The sequence below is a fragment of the Rhodococcus sp. IEGM 1351 genome (assembly GCF_030056875.1).
Lineage (GTDB): Bacteria > Actinomycetota > Actinomycetes > Mycobacteriales > Mycobacteriaceae > Rhodococcus_F > Rhodococcus_F opacus.
Genome location: NZ_JASHKU010000002.1, coordinates 296,217 through 317,869 on the forward strand (window position 1 = coordinate 296,217; position 21,653 = coordinate 317,869).

The 21,653-nt window shown below is 54.9% G+C and carries 32 protein-coding genes; 12 read left to right on the forward strand and 20 right to left on the reverse strand.

What is annotated here, in order from left to right:
* Nucleotides 1–64: 64 nt before the first annotated feature.
* From QM806_RS41590 to QM806_RS04465, 7 genes are all read right to left on the reverse strand, one after another.
* Nucleotides 65–265 (reverse strand): helix-turn-helix domain-containing protein, encoded by a 201-nt coding sequence (locus QM806_RS41590; RefSeq protein WP_502943826.1) that lies wholly within the window; start codon nt 263–265, stop codon nt 65–67.
* Nucleotides 262–615 (reverse strand): hypothetical protein, encoded by a 354-nt coding sequence (locus QM806_RS04440; protein ID WP_283290499.1) that lies wholly within the window; start codon nt 613–615, stop codon nt 262–264. The genes QM806_RS41590 and QM806_RS04440 overlap by 4 nt, the downstream gene beginning before the upstream one ends.
* Entirely contained in the window at nt 616–975 is a 360-nt protein-coding gene (locus tag QM806_RS04445) for a hypothetical protein (RefSeq protein WP_283290501.1), read from the reverse strand.
* Nucleotides 972–1,229 (reverse strand): HK97 family phage prohead protease, encoded by a 258-nt coding sequence (locus QM806_RS04450; protein ID WP_283290503.1) that lies wholly within the window; start codon nt 1,227–1,229, stop codon nt 972–974. Before QM806_RS04450 ends, QM806_RS04445 begins: the two co-directional genes overlap by 4 nt.
* Nucleotides 1,226–1,498: a hypothetical protein gene (locus QM806_RS04455; protein WP_283290504.1), complete on the reverse strand. Its 273-nt coding sequence runs from the start codon at nt 1,496–1,498 to the stop codon at nt 1,226–1,228. Before QM806_RS04455 ends, QM806_RS04450 begins: the two co-directional genes overlap by 4 nt.
* Nucleotides 1,495–1,665 (reverse strand): hypothetical protein, encoded by a 171-nt coding sequence (locus QM806_RS04460; protein ID WP_283290505.1) that lies wholly within the window; start codon nt 1,663–1,665, stop codon nt 1,495–1,497. The genes QM806_RS04455 and QM806_RS04460 overlap by 4 nt, the downstream gene beginning before the upstream one ends.
* 704 nt (nt 1,666–2,369) lie before the next feature.
* The gene (locus QM806_RS04465; protein WP_283290506.1) at nt 2,370–2,609 is read right to left on the reverse strand and encodes a biotin/lipoyl-containing protein; all 240 of its coding nucleotides are present in this window, start codon (nt 2,607–2,609) and stop codon (nt 2,370–2,372) included.
* 394 nt (nt 2,610–3,003) lie between these two features.
* Between QM806_RS04465 and QM806_RS04470 the strand changes: the two genes are divergently transcribed.
* Nucleotides 3,004–3,819, forward strand: coding sequence for a biosynthetic peptidoglycan transglycosylase (locus QM806_RS04470; RefSeq protein WP_283290507.1), 816 nt, complete (start codon nt 3,004–3,006; stop codon nt 3,817–3,819).
* Here the strand turns inward: QM806_RS04470 and QM806_RS04475 are convergent.
* The 8 genes from QM806_RS04475 to QM806_RS04510 form a co-directional block, all read right to left on the reverse strand.
* Complete coding sequence (locus QM806_RS04475) at nt 3,800–4,261, reverse strand: hypothetical protein (protein WP_283290508.1); 462 nt, start codon at nt 4,259–4,261, stop codon at nt 3,800–3,802. The two genes, QM806_RS04470 and QM806_RS04475, sit on opposite strands and share 20 nt — an antisense overlap.
* A 507-nt stretch (nt 4,262–4,768) precedes the next feature.
* Nucleotides 4,769–5,587, reverse strand: a complete 819-nt coding sequence (locus QM806_RS04480; RefSeq protein ID WP_283290510.1) for a hypothetical protein — start codon at nt 5,585–5,587, stop codon at nt 4,769–4,771.
* A 2-nt stretch (nt 5,588–5,589) separates the two neighbouring features.
* Nucleotides 5,590–5,994: a hypothetical protein gene (locus QM806_RS04485; RefSeq protein ID WP_283290512.1), complete on the reverse strand. Its 405-nt coding sequence runs from the start codon at nt 5,992–5,994 to the stop codon at nt 5,590–5,592.
* On the reverse strand, nt 5,995–6,129 hold the full coding sequence (locus tag QM806_RS04490; RefSeq protein ID WP_283290513.1) for a hypothetical protein: 135 nt from the start codon (nt 6,127–6,129) through the stop codon (nt 5,995–5,997). It abuts the gene before it with no gap.
* The gene (locus QM806_RS04495; protein WP_283290514.1) at nt 6,126–6,512 is read right to left on the reverse strand and encodes a YopX family phage-derived protein; all 387 of its coding nucleotides are present in this window, start codon (nt 6,510–6,512) and stop codon (nt 6,126–6,128) included. The genes QM806_RS04490 and QM806_RS04495 overlap by 4 nt, the downstream gene beginning before the upstream one ends.
* A complete protein-coding gene (locus QM806_RS04500; protein ID WP_283290516.1) occupies nt 6,509–7,057 on the reverse strand; it encodes a CAP domain-containing protein in 549 nt (182 codons plus the stop codon). The genes QM806_RS04495 and QM806_RS04500 overlap by 4 nt, the downstream gene beginning before the upstream one ends.
* 238 nt (nt 7,058–7,295) lie before the next feature.
* Nucleotides 7,296–7,760, reverse strand: a complete 465-nt coding sequence (locus QM806_RS04505; RefSeq protein WP_283290518.1) for a hypothetical protein — start codon at nt 7,758–7,760, stop codon at nt 7,296–7,298.
* 12 nt (nt 7,761–7,772) lie between these two features.
* Nucleotides 7,773–8,696 (reverse strand): hypothetical protein, encoded by a 924-nt coding sequence (locus QM806_RS04510; RefSeq protein ID WP_283290520.1) that lies wholly within the window; start codon nt 8,694–8,696, stop codon nt 7,773–7,775.
* Between the two features lie 337 nt (nt 8,697–9,033).
* On the opposite strand from QM806_RS04510, the gene QM806_RS04515 reads away from it, so the two are divergent.
* Nucleotides 9,034–9,882 carry a hypothetical protein gene (locus QM806_RS04515; RefSeq protein ID WP_283290522.1) on the forward strand — a complete coding sequence of 283 codons (849 nt, stop codon included), beginning with the start codon at nt 9,034–9,036 and terminating at the stop codon, nt 9,880–9,882.
* A 21-nt stretch (nt 9,883–9,903) separates the two neighbouring features.
* Nucleotides 9,904–10,746: a hypothetical protein gene (locus tag QM806_RS04520; RefSeq protein WP_283290524.1), complete on the forward strand. Its 843-nt coding sequence runs from the start codon at nt 9,904–9,906 to the stop codon at nt 10,744–10,746.
* 1,062 nt (nt 10,747–11,808) lie between these two features.
* Here QM806_RS04520 and QM806_RS41595 read toward each other — a convergent pair.
* From QM806_RS41595 to QM806_RS04530, 3 genes are all read right to left on the reverse strand, one after another.
* A complete protein-coding gene (locus QM806_RS41595) occupies nt 11,809–12,195 on the reverse strand; it encodes an HNH endonuclease (protein WP_502943827.1) in 387 nt (128 codons plus the stop codon).
* A gap of 983 nt (nt 12,196–13,178) precedes the next feature.
* The gene (locus QM806_RS04525; RefSeq protein WP_283290525.1) at nt 13,179–13,577 is read right to left on the reverse strand and encodes a YopX family phage-derived protein; all 399 of its coding nucleotides are present in this window, start codon (nt 13,575–13,577) and stop codon (nt 13,179–13,181) included.
* A 216-nt stretch (nt 13,578–13,793) separates the two neighbouring features.
* The gene (locus tag QM806_RS04530; protein WP_283290526.1) at nt 13,794–14,630 is read right to left on the reverse strand and encodes a replication-relaxation family protein; all 837 of its coding nucleotides are present in this window, start codon (nt 14,628–14,630) and stop codon (nt 13,794–13,796) included.
* A gap of 452 nt (nt 14,631–15,082) precedes the next feature.
* Between QM806_RS04530 and QM806_RS04535 the strand changes: the two genes are divergently transcribed.
* The 3 genes from QM806_RS04535 (at nt 15,083) to QM806_RS04545 (ending at nt 17,852) form a co-directional block, all read left to right on the forward strand.
* Nucleotides 15,083–15,700 carry an ERF family protein gene (locus tag QM806_RS04535; protein ID WP_283290527.1) on the forward strand — a complete coding sequence of 206 codons (618 nt, stop codon included), beginning with the start codon at nt 15,083–15,085 and terminating at the stop codon, nt 15,698–15,700.
* 1,175 nt (nt 15,701–16,875) lie between these two features.
* Entirely contained in the window at nt 16,876–17,598 is a 723-nt protein-coding gene (locus QM806_RS04540; protein WP_283290529.1) for a hypothetical protein, read from the forward strand.
* Nucleotides 17,598–17,852 (forward strand): hypothetical protein, encoded by a 255-nt coding sequence (locus QM806_RS04545; protein ID WP_283290530.1) that lies wholly within the window; start codon nt 17,598–17,600, stop codon nt 17,850–17,852. Before QM806_RS04540 ends, QM806_RS04545 begins: the two co-directional genes overlap by 1 nt.
* Nucleotides 17,853–17,881: 29 nt before the next feature.
* Here QM806_RS04545 and QM806_RS04550 read toward each other — a convergent pair whose 3' ends face one another.
* Together QM806_RS04550 and QM806_RS04555 are read right to left on the reverse strand one after the other, a co-directional pair.
* The gene (locus QM806_RS04550) at nt 17,882–18,037 is read right to left on the reverse strand and encodes a hypothetical protein (RefSeq protein ID WP_283290532.1); all 156 of its coding nucleotides are present in this window, start codon (nt 18,035–18,037) and stop codon (nt 17,882–17,884) included.
* 79 nt (nt 18,038–18,116) lie between these two features.
* Nucleotides 18,117–18,464, reverse strand: a complete 348-nt coding sequence (locus QM806_RS04555; RefSeq protein WP_283290534.1) for a hypothetical protein — start codon at nt 18,462–18,464, stop codon at nt 18,117–18,119.
* 72 nt (nt 18,465–18,536) lie between these two features.
* Here QM806_RS04555 and QM806_RS41600 point away from each other — a divergent pair, with 72 nt between their 5' ends.
* The 6 genes from QM806_RS41600 to QM806_RS04580 all read left to right on the forward strand — a co-directional run bounded on the left by QM806_RS41600 (nt 18,537) and on the right by QM806_RS04580 (nt 21,558).
* Nucleotides 18,537–19,028, forward strand: a complete 492-nt coding sequence (locus QM806_RS41600) for an NUMOD4 domain-containing protein (protein ID WP_502943828.1) — start codon at nt 18,537–18,539, stop codon at nt 19,026–19,028.
* Nucleotides 19,029–19,088: 60 nt separating this feature from the next.
* On the forward strand, nt 19,089–19,352 hold the full coding sequence (locus QM806_RS04560) for a hypothetical protein (RefSeq protein ID WP_283290536.1): 264 nt from the start codon (nt 19,089–19,091) through the stop codon (nt 19,350–19,352).
* 313 nt (nt 19,353–19,665) lie between these two features.
* Nucleotides 19,666–19,920 (forward strand): hypothetical protein, encoded by a 255-nt coding sequence (locus QM806_RS04565; protein WP_283290538.1) that lies wholly within the window; start codon nt 19,666–19,668, stop codon nt 19,918–19,920.
* A complete protein-coding gene (locus tag QM806_RS04570) occupies nt 19,920–21,017 on the forward strand; it encodes an AAA family ATPase (RefSeq protein WP_283290540.1) in 1,098 nt (365 codons plus the stop codon). Before QM806_RS04565 ends, QM806_RS04570 begins: the two co-directional genes overlap by 1 nt.
* 2 nt (nt 21,018–21,019) lie before the next feature.
* Nucleotides 21,020–21,298, forward strand: coding sequence for a helix-turn-helix domain-containing protein (locus QM806_RS04575; RefSeq protein ID WP_283290542.1), 279 nt, complete (start codon nt 21,020–21,022; stop codon nt 21,296–21,298).
* Nucleotides 21,295–21,558 carry a WhiB family transcriptional regulator gene (locus QM806_RS04580; protein WP_283290543.1) on the forward strand — a complete coding sequence of 88 codons (264 nt, stop codon included), beginning with the start codon at nt 21,295–21,297 and terminating at the stop codon, nt 21,556–21,558. Before QM806_RS04575 ends, QM806_RS04580 begins: the two co-directional genes overlap by 4 nt.
* Nucleotides 21,559–21,653 lie beyond the last annotated feature (95 nt).

Sequence of the window (21,653 nt, forward strand, 5' to 3'; positions counted from 1 at the left end):
CTTCATGTTAATGAAGTAGATCAAACATCCAACCAAGATTAAAAAACCCAGAGCGAGATCAAGATTACTCATGACTTACCTCTGGCAAGTCTTCGGTTAGCCACGCTAGCGCCTTGACGAAAGTCTGCTGTGACACATCCCGTCCATTCAATAGGCGAGATACTGTCGTGTGAGAACAGCTCCATGCGACTGCAAGGTCTCTGGTCGTAATGCTGTTCTGCCAGCAGTATTGCTTCAAAGCCGCCCCAAGTCTCGTTTTGCTCATACGTCTTTCTCCTTACTTGCGTTGTCTTTAGATTGCCCCCAGAGGGCTAGGCGCTGGTCGGCTCGCTTTTGATTGCGCTTGATCTTGTCTCTTTCCGGCAATATGACTTCCAAGTCTTCTCTAAAATAGTAAGACTTTGGAGGAGGTACATCCGCTACGCTGATCCTGTCCTCATCCTCACCGATTATGTGTGCATCAACGGCTTGCAGGATTGCCGCTGCAACCGCGTCAATGCCATACAGCGGGTTCATGTCCACACACGGAATAACACCCTCGCGCTCCATGATGTGCCTCTCGAAAGCTTTCAGCTGATTCACTAGTTCCTTTTGAATCTCTGTCGGTGCGCTCATCTATTTACTCTCCTTAGCTTTTAGGGCGGCGAGTTTCTTCAAGTCATCCTCGTAAAAGTAAAGAGCGTCGTCGATGTCGTTGCCGTAGTGCTGTCCATTTTCGTCGTGCTTATTGCGTAATTCTTCCAACGCCTGTATCCGCTCTTGTATCAAGCGACGTTCAAGGTCATCTTTATACAGCCAGACCTTCTTTTCATTATCAGTCAGCTCATTATGAATCTGGTCGCCGTATTGTTTGATGAGCTGCATAGCTGCGTCTGTTCGCGGAGAGGATGTGTCGTCAATAGGCTCATTGAATAAACTCTCTAGCTTGTCTCGTAGCTCATCCTTACTAGTAGTGTCATTGGTTGATGCGCTCATGAGATAATCTCCTCTACTGAGGCTTTTTCTATGAGACTAACGACCGCACGACTTAATCTGTACCATTCTGTAGCGGCGTTATCCCAACCCATACTGCATCCGATCATCGCACCCTCTTTCATATCCCAGCCGTGAACTCTAACAGCTTCACTATTGCCGCTCGGCCACTGAACATTAATGATGCTACCTTTCGGTATATCGCCAGATATTAAACCTCTCTTGACCTCGTTGCTTTCGTGGTAGATGTTGCTCATATCGTGTCTCCTTGGTTTGATTGCTGGGCGTGAAGTCGTTCATATCGCCCGAGGTAGTAGCTACCGTCGTCGGTGAGGTCCAGGCCAAGCTCGCTATTGATAGCCGTCGCTGCCTTTGACGCGCCGCGCTTTTCCGCTTCCTGTTCGCGGCTTTTGATGAGAGCGGCGAGTTCGGTACATGTTTGCGGATAGAAATCCTGACCACTCGTGTTGAACGCAACTGAGAACAGCGCCTCTCGTAGTTCAGCAGCATCTTCTATGGCGCTCATGAGAGCTCTCCGTGCTCGGTATTCATCCAAGCCTTGCGAATCTTCACAAACGGCAGGCGAAGTTCAATCTCATTCAGATACTCGGTAGTGCCGCCACGATATGTTGATGTTTGATGGACGAACTTTGAGCGAGTCAGAAGCGCAGTGTTGGCCTTATGCTGATCCATGACGTCACTCCTGTATTCGTATAGCTTTGGTCGTTTGAACTGAATTGTTAGCATTCTTCTTCTCCCTCGCCGTCTCTACCGGCCTCAATCCTTTGCTATTTGTTACGAATTACTATGATGCATTCGATTAGAAAATACAATAGCTATTTGCCATACAGCCTGTGGATAACTAACCGAATCCAGCGCTTTCCTATTGACTTAAAATGCTATATGTGTTTAAATAGAATAGTAATGATAGTAAAAACAAACGGAACATTAGATCTTAAGCGCACGGCAATAGTCAACGCGGTCCCACATATCAAGTCAGCAGCCTCGAAGATTGATTACTTCTTCACCCACCAGGGCATGTCCGGCTATCGCGACTAACCCTTTAGGGCGCGCACATTATTCGGGAGAATATGTTATAATTAGTATACTGCGGAAACGTTCCGGAGAATCTACGAGAGGGGGTACCCATGTAGTGGTAACTCTTGCAATCCTTGCGATAGTGGTAACACTGCCGCAAACTTATATGGCTCTTCTACAGATCAAAGATCACTATACGAAGTAGCTCCAATTAGAAAAGGCATCGAGTCAGCCCAGTACGGGCGGCTCGATGCCTCTCTTTTGCATTGGCTCGAACGCTTGTGCGAACGCGTGCTAGCCTGTCTCTCGCAGGGCGGGTGGAGGCGAAAGCCTCGGGAAGCACCCGCTCTGCTCTCGTGTCACCAGGTGATCGTGGCGATGACCCCGCCGATTTGCACTGCATCCCCCTCGCGGTAGTGCAGCGCATCGATCTTCCCGGTCAGCGGGGACGGGATCTCGACGTCGACCTTGTCTGTTGCGACCTCCAGCAGCGGCTCACCCTCGCGGACCCGGTCGCCCTTCTGCTTCAGCCACGTGAGGATCTTGCCCTCCGTCACGTCCTCACCGAGCGGCGGCATGACGACTACCTGAGCACCCATCCGAACCCTCCCTTGTCTCGTCCACGCAGTATGCCCGTGAAGACGCCCTCTCGCTCTCGAACGCGATACCGGCTATTCCACATACAATTGCGATAAATCGTGCTTTTGCTCTATTCCACTAACGGAAGTCGGGCGATAGAAAGCACTCCTGATGAGGGATGAGCAAATGGAAACGAGAATTGTTCCCAGGCCTAACCTGTCTCCAAAACACGATGAGATTCAGCCGGTAGAGCACAAGCCCTGGTCTCCGCCCGAAGTGCCGGCTACTCCCCCACGGCAGCCGAGCAGGCGGCAGCGAGTTGTCCGGTACGTTCGTGATCAGCGCGATCGGTTCGCGCAGTTGCGCCATCAGAAGCGCTGGCTCCGTTGGCTATTGGTGGCTATTGCTCTCGTCATGACCTTGCCGGTCGCCTTCCAACTGGTGGTGGTGACGCTCATCTGGCAAACCCCGAACACGTCCAGCTTCATGAGGCGTGAAGGCACTCCCGTGGACTATCAGTTCGTTTCTATTGACCACATAAGCCGACACATGATTGCGTCAGCTATTGCGCACGAAGACGTGGACTATGGTGAGCGATTCTTAGCCTTCGATGTCTCGACGTTTATCGAGCGCGCTAATGCGTACAGGAATGGCGAGGATGACTTGGGTGGATCAACCATCCCCCAGCAGCTCGTGAAGAACATGTTCCTCTCGCCAGACAAGACCTGGTGGCGTAAGGGCGTCGAGGCGTACATGTCTACTGACTTCGTACTCACCATGTCGGATGCCCGGATCATGGAGCTGTACCTCAACTACGCGCAGTTCGCGCCCAAGCTCTACGGGATCTGCGCGGCGAGCTGGTACTACTTCAACACGCCGCCCTGGTACATGAGCGCGGAAGAGTCGGCACTGCTCGCGAGCATCTTGCCGCTGCCGAGCATCGTTGAACGTGGCGCCGGTGGTGGGCTCTACATCAACGCGCAGATCAACCCGAAGACCGCCGAGAAGGTACGGAAGGATTCATTGGAAGGCATACCAGCCAACATCGCCTTCATGGGCGGCTGGGAAGGTGTGGCCGGTCAGATCGGCATCAAGGACAGCGCGACCGACCACGTGGAAGAGCGCGACGATGACTCCTGCTCGACGATGCCGACCAGTGTCGCCGAGCGGCTGTGGGTAGAAGATCCCCAGTTCATGGCGACGCACGATCCTACGATCGCTGGTCGATGAAGTCACGCCAATACTTCACGCGAGGTACCCAAGTGAGACGGAAGTTCGTTTGAGTTCCTGCTGTCTGAACGAGGATCGTGCCGATACCCAGTAGGCCGGCGATCGGGCCTGACTGCTCAACAGTGATGTCCTCGATCTGATCCCAGTCCGCCACCGCCTCTTTGCTGACAAACAAGGTCGCCCAGTTCGACACGGCAATTCCCTGCTCGCGGAGCGTGAGGGTCGCCAGGTCATAGACAACGACCTGCACGATGGTGACCAGGATGACCACGACGGACATCAGTCCGAGGATGGCGAGCGGGAGGGTATCGGCTGGATTCTGCGCCTTAAGCCAGTAAGCCAGCGCGAGGAGAAGTCCGAACACCAGGAGGCCGCGGATCACGATGACGAGCAGTCCGATGATGCTTCTGTGGATTGTGATCGGGAGTGCCGGTTCTTCCATCTGCTCTTAACATGCGGAAGACCAGCCGATTCGTCAAGCGGATGTTAACGCTGCTCACGTGATGCTGAACCACCAAAAGGCAATCTGGGCTAGCCCGTACGCGATCGCATAGATGCCGGGCTGCGCCCAGTCGGGTACCCCCCAGAAGTCCAATTCGCTCATGGCGTCCTCCACACGTTGAAGTTGGCCCCGACAACTACGTATCGCACGCGGTTGTGACCCGCGTTACACCCGTGGTCTACCCGACCTTGTAGTCGATCCGGCGCTTCGTTCGACATAGTGGGCACCCGATCCATATGAAGTGTGCGCCAAGTGAGATCTCGACCGGGTTAGCCGTGCGATTCAGCTCGCCTGCGTTGCGACGTTCACCCGGTACCCGCTCGATATAGCGTTGCCATTCATGCGGACACGCTGTCTGCTGCGTCGTAGCGGGCGATGTAGCAGGTTGTTGCTTCTGCGCGATGCGAGCCGATAGGCGGGCTCTCATGGCGTCGTAGTCAATCTCAGTCATTCGGCGGTGTCAGTTTCTCTACCGGCTTTCAAAATGCGCTCAGACACTCTCAGGACGCGACCTGACGACTCTGGCGTCGGCTTCTTGTTCCGCATCCAGCTCTGCACATAGTTGCGACTCTCAGCAGCGTTGAACAGCGCGAGAGCACCAAGACGATGCATCAGGATATACGCGCTTGTCTCTGCCTCGAACTCTTTCTCGCCGCGATGCGTCAGGTACTCCTCATGCGATCCCGGCCCAGTGTGTCCCGCTTCGATATGCGATGCCTCATGAAGCCAGGTCTTTAGAGGAAAGGCCGCTACGGGATTAATCGCGAGATTGCGGGCGTAACTAAAGCCTTGGACATTGCCGTCCAGTTCCTCGAAGGGCACTTCGGTGATGTTGAGATTCTGTCGTGCGCGGCTTTGACTCCACTCCGGCGCTTCGTACTCGGGTAATGGGTCGCCTTCAGTGTCCGAGACGCCGAACATGCACTTGACCAGTTTGAAGCCGATGAGCTTCTCCTCTTCTTTGCCCTGCTCGTTCACTTCCTTCTTGAACAGTGGCCGGCGGATGTACTTGGCGCGGGCCCCCTTCTTCACGTCGCGGCCGAAGTCCTCACCCCAGCGCCTGAAAGTGTTGACTGGCTCGAAGACGTTCTGCATCATCAAGAGGGCCTGATTGCCGAGACTTAGGTTGATGAAGCGGGTATAGGTGTCACCCAGCTCCCCTGGCATGTTGATGACTTGCTCAAGGAGTTCCGTGTTCGTTGCTTCAGCTAGTTCAGCTGGAACCTCGGCTTTCTCGTATCGTCGTTTGGTTGTCTTGCGTTCCATATTCAGTTGTCTCGTTTACGTTTAGCGTTCTGGTAGCTGGTGATGATGCGCGACTTGCAGGGCTTGCAGCGCGCGTCGCGGCCGTCGATCTTCTGTCGGTTCACGGTGTACTGATCGGGTGGTTTCGCGACCAGGCAGACACAGCAGATGCGCTGACCGGTCTCATCGTCAAATGCAGATGCGCGATGTGTTCGGCGGTCCGTCATGGCGAGGTAGCCGTCGTCTTTCCCGTCAACAACCGTCGGGATTTCACGCGATACGTAGGGCTCAGCTGACCAATGACGATATGAGCGCTTTACCCGCGAAATAGACGAGGCGGTGGCGCGCATCAGATCGCGACGAGCTGACACAGCCTCAGGCTTGAGTGTGATCCCCTTCTTCTCAAGTAGTTGCTCGTAGTAGCTCATCTACATTCGATCCGCGACCTTCTTCGCGATGAGGTTGGCGATCTTCCTGCGTGCGAGGATGCTCTCGTCCTTGAGCGCCAGGTGGGCAAGTAGTTCGCGCGTCTCTTCTTCGTTGAAGTCGATGGTGAGCGTCATGATGCGCGCTCCAGGAGTTCAGGGTTCTCGTAAATGTTTCCAATGACATGCCCCTCGTGGATTCGCATGTCTGAAGCGAGTGCGTGCTTAGCGCCATCTCTTAGGAACTGGCAGTCTCTATAGACTACCTCGCCACGTTCGGTTCGATAGTCATTCAGCACCTGAACGACGTCTCCCTCATATATCTCCACACCGTTCTTGTCCTTGAGGCCGGTGTATTGCATGACCTCTAGCTCGTCTAATTGACGCAGCTCCCATGTCACACTGTCATCGGTCCAATCAGTAACAACCGCGGCGTGGTGGTCAAAATTGTCGATCCACTTGAGCGGATGAACCTTCTCGTCGCGAGAGTCCCACGCTCGGAATTTGATCTCTCGACTCATGCCGTCTCCCCCACATGCATAACAGTCACCGTCGTCGACTTCCCGTCGAGCGTCCCGGTCTTCTGGCAGATCCCCTGCTCAGTGAACTCGCCGAGCACGTTCTTGCGGTGCGTCTGGCTGTCCATCCAGGCCTGTACGAGCGCTGCGTCGTCCGGGTACGCCTTCGCCAGGTTCTCCCCCGCGTGGCTGTACTCGTAGCCGGCCTTCTCGATGAAGCTCCACGGCGTCACACCGGATGGTGATGTGTGCGCCCAATAGTTCTGCGCCAGAATGTCGTCCGCCTTCGCACACGCGCTTTTGCGGAGCTTGGTGTTCGTGGCGAGAGCCTTCTTGCCAGCATCGGCACGCTGCTCGTTGACGAGCGATTCGAGGGCGTTCTGGTCTACTGGGTCGGTAGAGACGGCCGCGGATGGGGTGAGGGCTGGCTCGTCGAACAGCATGTTGGTGATGCCGATAGTCGCGAATGCGGCGGCAGCGGCGGCAATGAGTCCGAACGCGATACAGATTAGGTTGTCACGCATTCGGCGGCTGATGCGGGCGGTCATGACTTGACCTCATCGTTTGGGAACGCCTTGATGTCGCCGTCTGACGAAGTACAAAGGTCAATTCCCTGGTACTGATCCCGGTAGGTGTACCCGCTACCGAACGCGTCGCGACAGACCTCTTGCCGCCTTACATTCTCCTGTGGCTCGTAGCGTATGAGGTAGACAAGCACGATCACTAAGGAGATGGCGCAGAGAACTACGAATCCAACACCGAACCATGCCAAGAAGCGGAACATGGCTACTTCCACTCCTCGACGATCACCGTCCACTCGTCCTGCCCATTCACGTCGAGGTAATAGCTTCCCGCGCTCTTGTAGGCGAGTGTCTCTCCACTGGTCGTTGCCATCATGACTTCAGGAAAGCCTCCGTCGCGCTCCAGACTCTTCCCCTCAGGGATGAGGTAGACGCTCACGAATGGGCTGTGCTGGTCGCTCACTGTGTACGTGATGCGCTGCTTGGTGCTGTTGATCTTGAAGACGTCGCCGCGCTTGTTGGTCGTGCCGGATAGTTCGGCCACCTTTACCCAGGTATTCGGGGTGGCAGGAGCAGCCGGTTCAGCGGTGACGTCCGGCTGAGTTGATGCCTGTGGCGTGCTCTCGGTCTTGGCGCCGAGCGAGCCCAGCAGGGCTAGAACGATGATGATGCCGACGATCCAGAGAAGGATCTTAAGGCCGCGTTTCTTAGATGGTGTCTCGATTTTCATACTGGTAGTTCCCTACAGCTGTGCTGCCTTATCGTTTATAACTGCCTGCATCTTGACCAGCATTTCATCAATGAGGTTCACGACGTCTTGTGCCTGCTTCGATTTCACCGCAGGTAGCTTCTCGGTCCGGATCACCTCCAAGGCTTTCCCAAAGCTGAGTAGCTTCTCTTTGTCTGGCGCGAGTAGTGCTTGGCGTTCGGCCTCTTCCGCTTTCAGGCGTGCCTGCTCTTCCTGAGCGACACGCTCACGCTCAGCCCGTTCCAGCGCCACTCGCCGCTCACGCTCGACTGACTCTGCCTTGCGTCGAACCTCGGCCTCCTGGCGCAGGCGCTCATTCTCCGCGCGGATACGCTCTTGTTCCCTGCGTTCAGCCTCCGCTTGTGCCTTAGCCTCTTCCTCCGCCTTCTTCGCAGCGGCGATCTTCGCCTCGTGGACAGTCTTCAGCTCCAAGTGAAGGTCATTGAACTGTTCGTCAGTCATAGAGTCCAAGCTGTAGAGACTGAGGTCAATGGCGTATGGACTCAGCTTCGCAACGCGCTCGGCCTTAACTGAGGCCTGGCGTTCAGCTTCTTTGACCTTCGCGTAGTCCTCTTGCAGCTGTAGGTATTCCTCAGCTGGAGTGATTACTTCCTTGACGAAACGAGCCACACCATCGATAGCGTTGCCACGCTTGACGATGTCGGCTTTCAGCTCTTTGCGCTTGTTCTCGACGCTTGTCCGCACCTTGCGAAGCTTGAGGCGTTGATCGCGTGCAAGCTTCATGGTCGCAGTATCAGACTCGTCGCTGACCTTAACAGTTTCATAATTGGCTAGTATCTCGCCAGCCTCGGTAAACGGAGCGCCGTACTCGGCAAGTAGCGTGTTTGCTTCGTCGGCATCAATGCGGTACTTAACCAGCTTGTCTTCTAGGTTCGCTGGAACTAGTGATTTATCCATCGTGGGGTTTCTCCATATTCAGTTGTTTAGTTGCTGATCCCTTTAGAGCATCAGACTCCATGCGAGTAGTGCGAGTGTCATACCGACTACCACGACACCAACTGCCACGGCGGCTAGCTGTTCGAAGTATCCCCTACGTTCCTGTTCGACGACTGACGCGCGGCGGGCGATTGTTTTCGTATCGTTCATGGGTTTGATGCCTTTCTTTGTTATCTTTGTTCTGCGAATTACTATGAGCTATTCAGTCTAAATATGCAATAGCAATCTTCGTTAATCGCTGTCATTCAAATGATCTACTGTGGAAAACTCTCGCGTCTACTCCGGTAGTGTCCCGCTCGTGAACAAACTCGGTTACTGGGTCGCGGGTATCGCAGCCGGCACCATGGTCGTAGTTGTCGGCCATTACCTGTACGCCTTCGCCACGGGTACTCGATTCACCGTTGACCAGTGGTCCGCAGCTGGTGGTTGGGTTGGTGGACTCGGCGCATTTGCAGCAGTTGCCGTCGCGCTGTGGCAGATCAAACGCGCACGGGACGATGCGGAGGAATCCAAGACCGAGGCCGATGAACGACTAACGCGGGAACTAGAGGCAGCGGATCAACGGCTGGTGAAAGAGCTGGAGCGGGTTCACGCGGTATCTGCCGAGCAGATGGCGGCTGCCGAAGCACGGCATACAGCGCAGCTCATGAAGTCCGATGAACTCCTGGCGAATGAACTCGATGCCCAACGGCGGGCAGAACAAATACGGTGCATCCCGCCGATCTGGCAACAGATCGCTGACCTCGCCTTCCCGTTCCAAGACTTCCAATATCTTCTAACCGACCTGCCGTCAATGCCGCGCACGAACGAGGCGGCAGAAGAGTTCATGGCGAAGGCCGAACCTTGGATGCGCTCGCTTATGGATCTGGAGATGGGCTTCAGTACCGCGCACTTCATCGTGAGCGAGCCGCACACCCAGGCCGCGCTTAAGACCCTCTACCTCGATACCCGAAAGCTTCATGAATTGAGCGCCACCGCTGCCGCAACTGCTGTGCAGCGTCACGCCGTGCCCGACATGACGGAACTGAAAGAGTGCTATAAGACGATCATCAACCAGCGGAAGACGATGACTGAGATTGTTCGTGAACACCTGGCGCAGGTGCCGCCGCTTCGACAGGCGGAGGATACCGAGGACATCGCCAGCTGAACGAAGCTCTACAGTTCACCCATGAATCTGCCCAACCGGCCCGCCACTATCGGGTACTGGCTCGCATTCGCCCTGGCTGGACTTCTCGGTATCGCTTTCGGGTGGCGAACCAACGAGGTAACGGCGTTCACCGATGACTGGACATCGGCGCAGTGGGGACCAGCCGCCGCTTGGGTCGCGGGGTTTCTCACTTTCGGTGCAGTCTCAGTGTCTCTCTGGCAGGCGCTCGAAGCGCGAAAGAAGAACGCCAAGGACGCTCTTGCCGCCGAGGAGAGAAGCCGGAAGGAAGCCGAGCGACATGCTGAGCAGCTTCACGACGCCAATACTCGGCTTGAGAACGAACTAACCGCGCAGCGAAATGCTGAGCAGCTCCGTTTGATACCGCCGATTTGGCCCGCAGTTGACAAGATTGTCGATTCCGCGGAACGCACCCTCTCGTTAGCCGACGAGACGAAGAACTTCCTCAAACTAGATCAACACATACCGGACCAACACCGGATTACGCAGAGAAAGCGCGCGGAGCACATCGCATCGCTTGCGAGGGACCGACAGCATGCAGTCGAATCCATGATCATGCCTGCAGCACTTCTCGTGAGTGAGCCAGACACCATGGCGTCTATCCAACGAGTGTGGGCACTGACCAACTCGCTCCAGTTCAACATTCACGTAAGCTTGAACAAGAGCAAAGCATTTGATTGGCCTAACGACCCCGAGAACAGCGAGAGCAACATTACAGCGCTGCTCAACGAACTTAGCTCCGAACGTCAACAGATGTTCGTGTCAGCACGTGAGAAGATCGCAGAGCTGCCACCAATACCGGGGAACCTATTCATACCCTTGAGCCGCTACGAAGCCGACAGCTAGCCGGTCTCTCCCATCCTCTGTGCCGTAACATGCCGCGACGTGACTACACGCGAGCCAGAGAAGGAAGAATCTAAGACAGTACCGCCGTGGAAGTGTCCAGCGGAGTGGGTACGCCAGGAAAAGTTCTGGCAGGACGTTGCGACACGCACGTTGTCGGCCATCTTTGCTGCTGGCCTTCTCTACGTCGGCGCGATTGCTCTCGGATACATCCAGGGGCCAACAGGTCGTGGAGTCGTCGCCCTCGTAATGTCTGTGGTAGTCCTGCCGGGTCTCTTCCTGTGGGCGCTCATCGCACACATGAGTCGCCGATACCGAAAGCAGATAGATCAGGGCGAGTACGGGCTAATTGGATACTCGTGGTGGGTTGCTATCCCATTGACGATATCAATGGTGGGGCTACTCTATGTGTCGATAGCTTTAGTTCAATGGTGGGCGAGGGGGTAGCGAGTCCGCCAAGAGTGGTAGTCGTAGCCAACGATCAAAGCTGACGCTCCTTTCGACCAGCAACGTATAGGTCGTACAACTCCCATAGCTCGCATGACGGACATGAATCGAGCCTAGTAGCGCATCGCGGTCCCATGGTTCTCGACACGAAATCCTCGATTGCGCGCTTCTCTCGCGAAATAACCAGACCTGCGACCGCCTTGCGAAAGTAGGTTCGCATATACGCGCTCGTCATACCGAAGGCGATCTTGTCGACCTCACGAATCAGTTCTTCGTCCGCTTTGTGTTCCCCAATGTTGACGATGATCTCCGCACGCAGACGGTCTCTCTCCGCGCGCTTGCATTGTCGGCACACCAACGATTTGGAACGGCGTTCGGCACCACACCCCTGACACGGTGTCGTTTTCCGGGGGACCGACACATATAGGTTCTCGACGCGATTATCTTGTGTATTGCCGTTGTGATGCTTAACCCGTAGTGATGGGTCAGTCAATAGACCGTGATCCCAAGCGACCTTCCGATGCAGTAGTACCCACCCACGCCTAACCCCTTGCTGATTGGATAGCGGATGCTCCGGTTCGTAGACCTCAACCATTCCAGACGGTGTATCGCGTTGTTTCATCGAGACGTCCCCTCCCTTGCTAATCGACGCGAGATCGCCCGCACGAGCCAGTCCGGCAATATACTGGCCCCCTTCTCGCAGTTACACCGCGGACAAGCGAGAGCGAGGTTTGTCAGTTCATTCGACCCCCTCACACCTAGAGGGACAAGGTGATCGACATGGTAGAACCACGTCCTGTTAATAAATGTTCTCGGGAATGAGGGGTTGTCATCGAAGAACGAATCCGGGTATCTGTACGATAGCTCCTCATCCTCGTAAAGAAGACAGTCACAGTACACACACCGGCCGTACTGTACTTCAACAAGCCAGTCGACATGTTCGCGGTAGGCATTTGATCCCTTCAATCTCGAGAATTCTTGTCGCAGTTCAAGCACGCTAGCCATCAGGATTTCCTTAACAGATAGCTAAAAAGCTTCTGTGGCGACTTACCTTTACGGGCGTCTGAAGCAATGCCCAGGTACCTGTCCGCCCCTATACGGTAGGCTTGCTTGGCGTACCAGGGCTTGAATTGTTCTGTAATGAGGTCCGAAGTCTGTATAAGCGCACGGTCAACAGTTGTACTATTGTCAATTGTTCTAACTTTGTTAGAGCCAACTGCCAGTTGTTCAGTTGATTGAGGTCGTTGGCTCCTCAGCACGTTTCCGATTGATTTCACTATTGCAATTTCCTGACTAACCCCTCATAATGATAGTTAGCCAAGAGTTCAAAACTCAAAGCCCTTACCAATCGTAGGGGTTTTATTTATGTTAGAAGGTTGCGACAGAGAGTCGTACGCCTCAGTGCCTAGCAGTAAGCACTCGCCAAGAGTTCTTAGAGCTAATCCCATTTAATCACACTTGTACTATTTATTACAGTCCTAATGTGAAATAATCGATGCAGATATGGGCACACAAACAAACCTCAACCCCTCCACTCTCCTCAACCGTCGCATCGAGATTGATCAGGCGCCATTACCAACCACAGCCGCCGCACGCGCCTTAGACGAGAAAGAGCGCCAGAAGCGCCATAAAGTCTTCGCGAATGACTTCACACGCAATCGTGGTAATCTAAGAACAAGCCAGACTCGCCCGAAGGCCGGCTAGTACCTTCCTCGCATAAACACTCCTTTCGTAGGCTCCCGGTCTACATTGCAAAAGACCCGCACTCAAACTCAGTGCGGGTCTTCTTTGTAGGCTATCGGAAGTGCGGCAGAGTGATGAGAAGTGCCAGGATCGCGGCGAGAGCTATCGAAGACCAGGCGTTGGCTTTGTGGTTTGGTCTGCGCTTAGGGCGCTTTACGCGACGTCTGGTGGCTTTCGGCGAGTGAAGTAGCGGCGTGAGGTCGACTATCCAGCCCGTGCGCGGGTCGGTTAATCCGAGGGACGTTCTACGCGGCCACGCCATGGTCTAGCAGTTCAGGGTTCTCGTAGATGTTGCCGATGACGATGTACTGAAGTGGCTCACCCCTGGGGTCGAGTTCAATGTCTCCCGCCATCCAGCCGAGACACCAATAGCTATCGTCTTCAGTGAAGACCTGGAACTCACCGAAGCTCACAGCTCCGCGCCACTGTCCACCATGACTAACGATGTCCCCCTCGTAAATCTCCGCCCCGTTCTTGTCCTTGAGAGTGATGTACTGACCAACCGTCTCGGGGACAACGTCATAGCGACCAAAAGTGACATCGTTCTCGTCACAGATAGACGTTTCATATGGGTTCACGACTAGACACCCATATATCCACTCACCAGCATCGACCCGCTTCCCTCTGAACTTATACTCTCTCATGATTGCGCCTCACGTGCGATATTCATAGCCAACGCATCCACTGCGCCCTGAATGTCACTACGCGTCATGCCATCGGCGCTATCGATTAGTTGTAGGATTTCGCTCGATAGCTTCATTGCTTGCCGTTGTTCGTTAGTCATATAGTTGCACCTGTTTAACTTTGATCTACAACTATTATCTCAAATGTCTCATAGTTATTCAATACAAACAGTGGTACTAACGTTGTAGAATTGACGGGAACTCACCAATCAAGGCTACGTCGATCAGCCCATCCGGCACACCACGCACCCGCTTAACCATATTCCGTAGCTCTCGCACTCTCTCGGGCTCTGTCGCGAGGAACAGACATGTCGGGAACACATCGAGCGGGTACTGGTCAGAATGCTCGTACGCCAGCTTGTAATCCTCGATTTTCGCAATGATCTGCTTCTGGCGCTCGCTACCGAGGTCGACTTCTAACCACATAGCCACCCGCTCCCCCTTTTGTGGCAGACCGATATCCAAAAACAGGTCAGGGCGTAGGTCAGCTCCGCCCACGTAGATGTGACTATCCGGCTCTGTCGCGTAGTCCAAGACATCAAGCACGCCCGTACGCTCGGCTTTCTTCGTCTCCACGAATACATCAGCAATTGCAAGTGAGTGCGCGCGGATCACGCGGCTGAACCGTCGTCGGCCTTCGAAGAACAGGGGCCAACCTTCACGTCCGAGCTGAAGCACATTCATAGCGCTACCACCGAGCCGGCCACCTGGCAGGCGCTGCGCGACGGGCTCAAGCAGTTCATGCTTCACGAGGCGTTGAATCGCTACCCGGCATGGCGAGCGAGACTTCAGTTCGTGGAAGACCAGGGCGTCAATCTGCGCCGTGGTCAGTTGTCCGAACCGCGAAACAAGCCGAAGGATCTCGTGGTCACGGGCAAGAAGTCTCATAGAACCCAAGTCTAGGGACTGAGCGGCAGTCATGCGCGGCGTATCGCCCCAGCTAGATGCCCCGATCACCCTGTCGCGATCTCCGGGGTTGCCCGTCGGCTGAGTCTGGGTTGCAACATAGGTCATATAGAAAACATTTAAGCACGAACCGACGATTTGTTGTAACCGAGTTTTCCACAGGCACGCTCAAATTCCTATTGCATATTTATACCAAATAGCTCATAGTACTTACCAGAACACGACGCAGCAATTAACGAGCTGGACAGTATAACCGGGGTTCGATCAGCACACATAGTCAGTAAACGGGGGAACTAACCGATAAACGAGATTACACACTATGACCAAACGATACCGAAGAGGTGAACCCCAGCGATGGGGCAAGCGCAAGATTTACAAAACACTATCACTCGATCCAGACGTGGTTGAGGCATCAGAACAATACGCCGAAGAGCTGGGCCGAACACTCGGCAAGGGGCCAGGTCAAGATGTCAAGGTCGCTCTGTCCAACGTCGCGGAACAAGCCATGGAAGCTTATCCACCGATAGCAGAGAAGCTGGAGAGCATGAGAAAGGAAGGAGATGGAGAGCGAAAAGACAATTCACAGTCGACTACGAGCAGTACAGACGGAGCTCAACGCACCTAAGAGCCAGCGGAACGACTTTGGTAACTACGACTACCGCAGTGCCGAAGACATCCTGGAAGCGGTTAAACCACTTCTCAAGCAGCACGAGCTGACGCTAGTCGTCGCCGACGACATCGACATGATCGGTGACAGGTACTACGTGAAAGCCACGGCACGCGTGTACGACGACAAGAACAACTTCATGGAAGTGACCGCCTATGCCCGAGAGGCAGCAGATAAGAAGGGGATGGACGCGGCCCAGGTCACTGGGGCAACCAGCTCCTACGCCCGTAAGTACGCGCTCAACGGCCTCTTCGCTATCGACGATTCGAAGGACGCCGACAGTAACGAGCACACCGCCCAGCGTAAGAGCACGCCCGGTCCGAAGCCAAAGGCATCACCGAACAAACCAGCCAGTGACGCGCAACTCAACCTATTGAGGACGCTCATGAATCGAGCCGGCATCAGTGCAGACGCGATCTCGGCGGGTATCGCAAAGATCCATACAAGTGCTGAGGCATCCGACGCAATCGAGAAGATGCAGGCAAAGCTTGCCGAAAAGGATGCAGCCTAATGGCCTGGCTCGAACTAGACCAGGGCGAGCTATACATCCAAGAGATGGAAGCCGAGGCGCAGATCTCACGCGAGGAAGAGAACGACTTCGCGGTGATCGATACCTGTATCTCATGCCTAGAGCCGCGAGATACGGACGACAACAAGCTGTGCACCGGGTGTGCACGATTGAACACGATGACGGACGGGGCTTTGTTACCCCTCCTCCAGTCGTACTAACTAACGGGGTGGAGACCCCAGGGAGTATTTAAGATATGCCAAGGAAAGGCACTACTAAGATAACCGAACAGAAGTTCAACGACATCGCAAGGCGACTAGCTGCGGGCTTCACACCGAACGAAATTTCACAAGCCACTGGCTACTCGCCGTCTACAGTCACCGAGATCCGCAGCCTGAAGACCTGGAGCAAGTTCCAGGAGCGACGCAAGGCGTATGCACTGCGGAAGCAATCTGCGAACCGAGCGATGAATCCAGCACCACTACCAGCGGTAAGCACACCGGAGGCGAAACCAGGTTTCAGTCCAGAGGTGCGCAAGCAAGTCGCGAAGACTATGACTCAAGCCCGCGATCGAGCAGCGGCAAAGAAGGGCGTTGTCCTCATGCCGACGGGCGCTCAGACGGTACCGGCTGCGCAGCCAGCAGGTCCAACAGTCAAGGATGAACTTGCAGCTACTAACCGGCGCATCGACGGCTTGACTAAGGGGTCACAAGACGCCTTTCACACGCTTGAGGACGACCTTCACAGCGTGGACGTACGAGTGGCCCGTGTCGAGAAGGCTATAGCCGCGACTCAAAGAGCGGAGGCTCGCGAGCAGGTAGCACACAAGCGTCTATCGCTCATGCAGCGCATTCTACGGAGGTTCCAGTCTTGAGTGGGTCGAAGGCCGGGGGCTTGAAAGCAGCGGCATCTAACAAGGCGCGACAAGGAGAAGACTGGTACTCACGGATTGGAAAAATCGGTGGGAAGGCTGGCCGCGGACCCTTCTACTCTGGTGGCTTCGCAGGAGCCCCGGAGAGGGCACCAATAGCCGGTGCTAAAGGCGGAGCGCGCAGTCGTCGGGGACACAAGTTCATCCGCGAGCCGCCGAAGTACTTCATATATACAAATAACGCCACGGGCGAAGAGGTGCGGTTCAAGCGCACCGACGTGGCGGCTAAGACCCGAGAGGAGGTGAGATGAGCAATTTCAAAGTAGGTGACGAGGTGATTGGTCTACCGTCCGCAAGCCGCAGATACGGCACAACGACCGAGGGGTGGCGGGGCGTCGTGACGGCTGTGGATGGCGAACACATTTTCAATGCCCGAGGCGATGAAGTTACCTTCACGGGCCTTGACGACCGATATTTTATTCTATTAAAGGAAGGAGCCGCCAGAATGGCACGCAGCACATACAAACTAATCAGAGATCTACCTGAGCTGAAGAAGGGCGCCATCGTGCAGGAGAAGTGCGACGACGGCGACCAGGACTACACAGTGCTCGACGCGTCGTTCATCAAGTACGAAGACGAGAACGGACGCAAGTCAGTCACCTATCCACGAAAGGCGGTAGAGGATGAGCCGAAGTACTTCGTCGAAGTCTTCCCCGTGGAACCGAACTACATGACTCGCGAAGAGCTGGATCAGTGGAAAGCGTTCCAGGCAAAGACCACCAGTGTGCGGAAGACAAAGCTGGCTGTTGTGGGTGACGCTGCTCCTAATGCGGTCGTCACACCGACCAATCGTCGAACTAAAGGGCACTCGCTCGAATCATTCGTGCGGATCTACAACAGCAGTCGCAGCCCTCGCAGTGTCGCGGCTAAGACGGGCATGGCAGTCACGAGTGTTTATGCGCGTGCTTGTGCCGCTCGTAAGGCAGGCCACACGCTCAAGACTATGAAGCGAGCGAAGACTGCAGCCTAATGAGCGAGCGTGAACATCAACCACACAAGCTCGACAAGGCGCAGATATTTCGAGGCGGGTTCGTCGAAGCGTTCAAGAACCTTCCACCCGATCCGAACGAACTGACCGATACCGAACTAGGCGATGTCATGGAAGTGCTGTGGGTGCTCGATGACGACGTTCTCGAACTACTGACGAAGTACTCGGCTATCGCGAATGAGCGCGGTCTGGAACTACCGGAGGTGACGAGTACGCCGAGGATCGTGGAGGAGTAAGGAGCCAACTACTCCTCCACGATGGAAGATCAGATGTCGGCGAGAATATCCGCACCGTCACTCGGGCTAAATTCTCCCGCGTTGACGAGATCATTAACGACTTTGTGGATTTTGTTCATCATGGCATCGTCGGGGTTTTCGCGGTACTTCTTGATAAGAACTTCAAGCTGGGCACGACTACTCACTGATAGTTTCCTTTCGAGGATGAGACCAACGGAGAGACGTTACCACCGCGAATCCTTCGGCGCGAGCCAAACCGAGCACCTAGAAATCACCAACGCGCTTGCAGTGACGACACACGAAGATCAGCGATCCTAACTCGTCGTCACGCTTTAGCTCCCGCAGGTACATGTCGAACACAGACGGTTTGAAGCACACGCAGCAAACCTTCTCGTTCAAACCATGGGCCACCATCCACGCCACCACACGGGGACGCATCTTGTCACTGCGGGCAGCGGGGCGTTTAGGCAAAGGGCCGACGAACTTGTTGATCGCCTTCTGTATCGCTCGCTCCCCCACTGGCAGGCCGAGTTCTTCCACGATCTCAGCAGCAGTTTTGCCGGCTTCGGCTAAGGCAAGCACCTCGTCCAGGTCATAATGTCGTCTTGGCATATATGTCAATTCTACTATATTCGCAAATCATATGATGTCGTATAATCGAGAGTAGAAAGGATATAGAAATGTATGTTAAGAGGATTCAAAGGCAGGACTTGTGAACTAGACGGGTGCAATGGCTGGCATTACGCCAAAAGCTTATGCGAGACCCACTATACGAGGCAACTAAGACGAGGCCGCACACACCTGTCGTTCGCGCTATCTGACGATACGCCTGGCGAGGAATGGAAACCTGTAACCGACTTCCCGAGCTACGAGGTAAGCAACCTCGGCCGGGTAAGAAACAAATTCAGACACAACCTCATCAAGGGCACAGTCACCCGTTATGGGTACCGGCTTGTTGGTCTGAGAGTAGACGGGCGTCCGCGGTGGGTTAGCGTTCACCGGCTAGTCGCCATTGCGTTCATCCCGAACGTAGATAGCCTGCCGCAAGTGAACCATAAAGATGGCGTGAAGCTAAATAACGCCGTCACAAACCTTGAGTGGTGCACCGCCCAGCAAAATATCCAGCACGCGTTCGATACAGGTCTTAATCGACCGTGGAACAAGAAGGCCGCGTAACCGTCGATATCGCAGTGTCGGCGGAGCATATATAAGTAACGGTATAAAGGAGAAAAACTAATGACGATCAAAGAAGCTATTGAACAACTTGATAAGATGAGCGACATCTATGAAGAAGATTATGAAAAGTGGGACGCCGAGTACTACGAAAAAGGAATCACCGGTGTCGCAGACATCCTCAAGAACGTCAGCGATGATGAATACGCTTATAGAGGGGAATGGTGTGTTGCGGACGATCCGAGTGGCGAGACGTACATCAATCCCGTTGCATACATCGAGGATGGCAAGCCAAAGATCTGGCAGTGGGTACGCGAAAACCGCTAGCTAAGCATAGTTCGCGATAGTGTGCGCCCTCGAACATAGATTGTGCGTCGCATGATTCGACGAACTAACAGGGGTCGACCGACCGGAACTTAACAACACAATGAGATCGAGCAGTTCGCAAGGCCGTGTTTTGGTTGACACGTACCGCCGGATGTTGACTGACTCGCTATTAGAACACAAATTCCAAGCTCCGGAAATCTCCGGACCATGAAGTCGAGAACGTGGAGTTTTCCACAGGCAAAATTGCTATTGCATATTTACATCGAATAGCTCATAGTAATTCACATACAACTAAATAGGGAGTACAGAAAGAATGTTAAGCGAATCAATAACAGACAAACGAGCTGAAGTAACTGTCAAGCTGATGGACAGCCTGGCGGCGGCAGTAGAGAAGCACCTTGCAGCTGATGACACGGGTGCGGCCAGCAAGATCGCGGACTCGTTGACCATGCTCATCGTCAAGACACATGAAGTCGAGGCTATTGGGTCAATGGCAGACAGTGCGTCGAAGCTGTCACGCGGGGCTTCACGAATCTCACGCAAGATGGACTTGGGAGATCTCGACTGATGGCCTTCGATGACGATTTCCTTCGCGAGTACATGCGAACGCCCACGTTCTCGCTCTCCTACGACGCAACTACTTCGAGCTCCACACCTGACCAGAAGTACAGCTGGGTCGACGGCCTCACGAAGTGCCCGAAGTGCGATGAGGAGCTCTCCGGCAGCCGCTTCTACTGCACCGACTGCAAGTACGGCAAAGCCAAGAAAAGCAAGCCTCCAAAGATCGCCGGCCACGACTGGGTTGTAAATGACGACTACCCGGCCGGTCGGTACTTCCGCGCAGCAGACAAGAGTCTGTTCGAGACGGTCATCATCGAGCCGTACAAGAAGCAGATGATTGTGGAAGCCCTCTCGCTTGTGGAGAACAGCGACCTGATCTTCAAGCAGTGGGGATTCGAGGACACGATCGAGAAGGGAACCGGAGTCTCGCTGCTGTTCCACGGTCTACCTGGCACCGGCAAGACGTTGATGGCACAAGCCATTGCTGACTACCTCGGCAAAGAGTTGATCACGATCACCGCCGCCGAAGTCATGGATAAGTACGTCGGTGAGACTGAGAAGAAGATTGCCCAGATGTTCGACAAGCACTCAGACGCAGTCATCCTCTTCGATGAGTGCGACTCTCTACTCGGCAGCCGCGAGAACGCCCGCGCATCGTGGGAGGTGTCGCAGGTCAATGTGCTGCTCAACAAGCTGGAGAACCACCAGGGCGTCACCGTCTTCACAACCAACCACTCGACAAACCTCGACAAAGCACTCGATCGTCGAATCGCGGTGAAGATCCGATTCGAGATGCCGTCACATGAACTGCGAAAGCAGATCTGGCAGCGCATGTTCCCGAAGAAGGCGCCGCTCGCCGCGGATATCGACTGGGATCTACTCGCGTCATATGAGGTGACCGGCGGCTACGTCAAGAACACCGTTCTCAGGGCAGCCCGTATTGCGGCGTTCCGGAAGGACGAGCTGATCAGCTTTGCAGTACTGAAGGAAGCTCTCAAGCAGGAACTAACCGCGCTGATGGACTACGAGAGCAACGACGCCCCCGCTCCCACAACCGGCCTACCAACGAAGGAGCAGGCAAAGCTCCACGAGAAGGTCGGCTAGGTATGACCGCCCTCGCCAACAAGACCCTCGACGATCTCGTCACCGAGCAGGACGAGAAGCGCCAGCACGATCCATCCAGCCAGTGCGCCAAGATACTGCGCCTCTTCAAGCGCCGCGGCTTTGCAACCAACGTTGAGCTGAACAGCATGGGGATCTTTCGCTACAGCGCGAGGATCAAAGACTTACGCGACGACGGCTATCTCATTGAGACTGTCCGCGTTCATGACGGGCTGTACCGCTTCGAGTTCCACGGGCACCGAGACGAGGAGGTGTCCGCATGAGCCACGACGTACACAGCACCGCCGCAGACCAGTTTGATTTCAGTGATGCATCATGCCTCCAGACCGATCCGAAGAACACCGACAAGTATTGGACGCCCGAGCGCTACGACTCAGCCGTCGCCAAGATGGCCCGTCGCATCTGCGGTAACTGCGTCATCCTCGATGCTTGCCGTGAGTACGCATTACGAGCACAGCCAGAGCAAGGCATTTGGGCAGGCATGAGTCCCGCAGAGCGCGCACTGATAGGGGGCGCGTCATGAACGTCGCGTCACTCCCGCTCTGCAAGGAGCTCTATGAGCTGAGTGGTTGGGAAGCCCACCCGTACTACTGGTCGATGAGAAGTGTAAGGTAACTT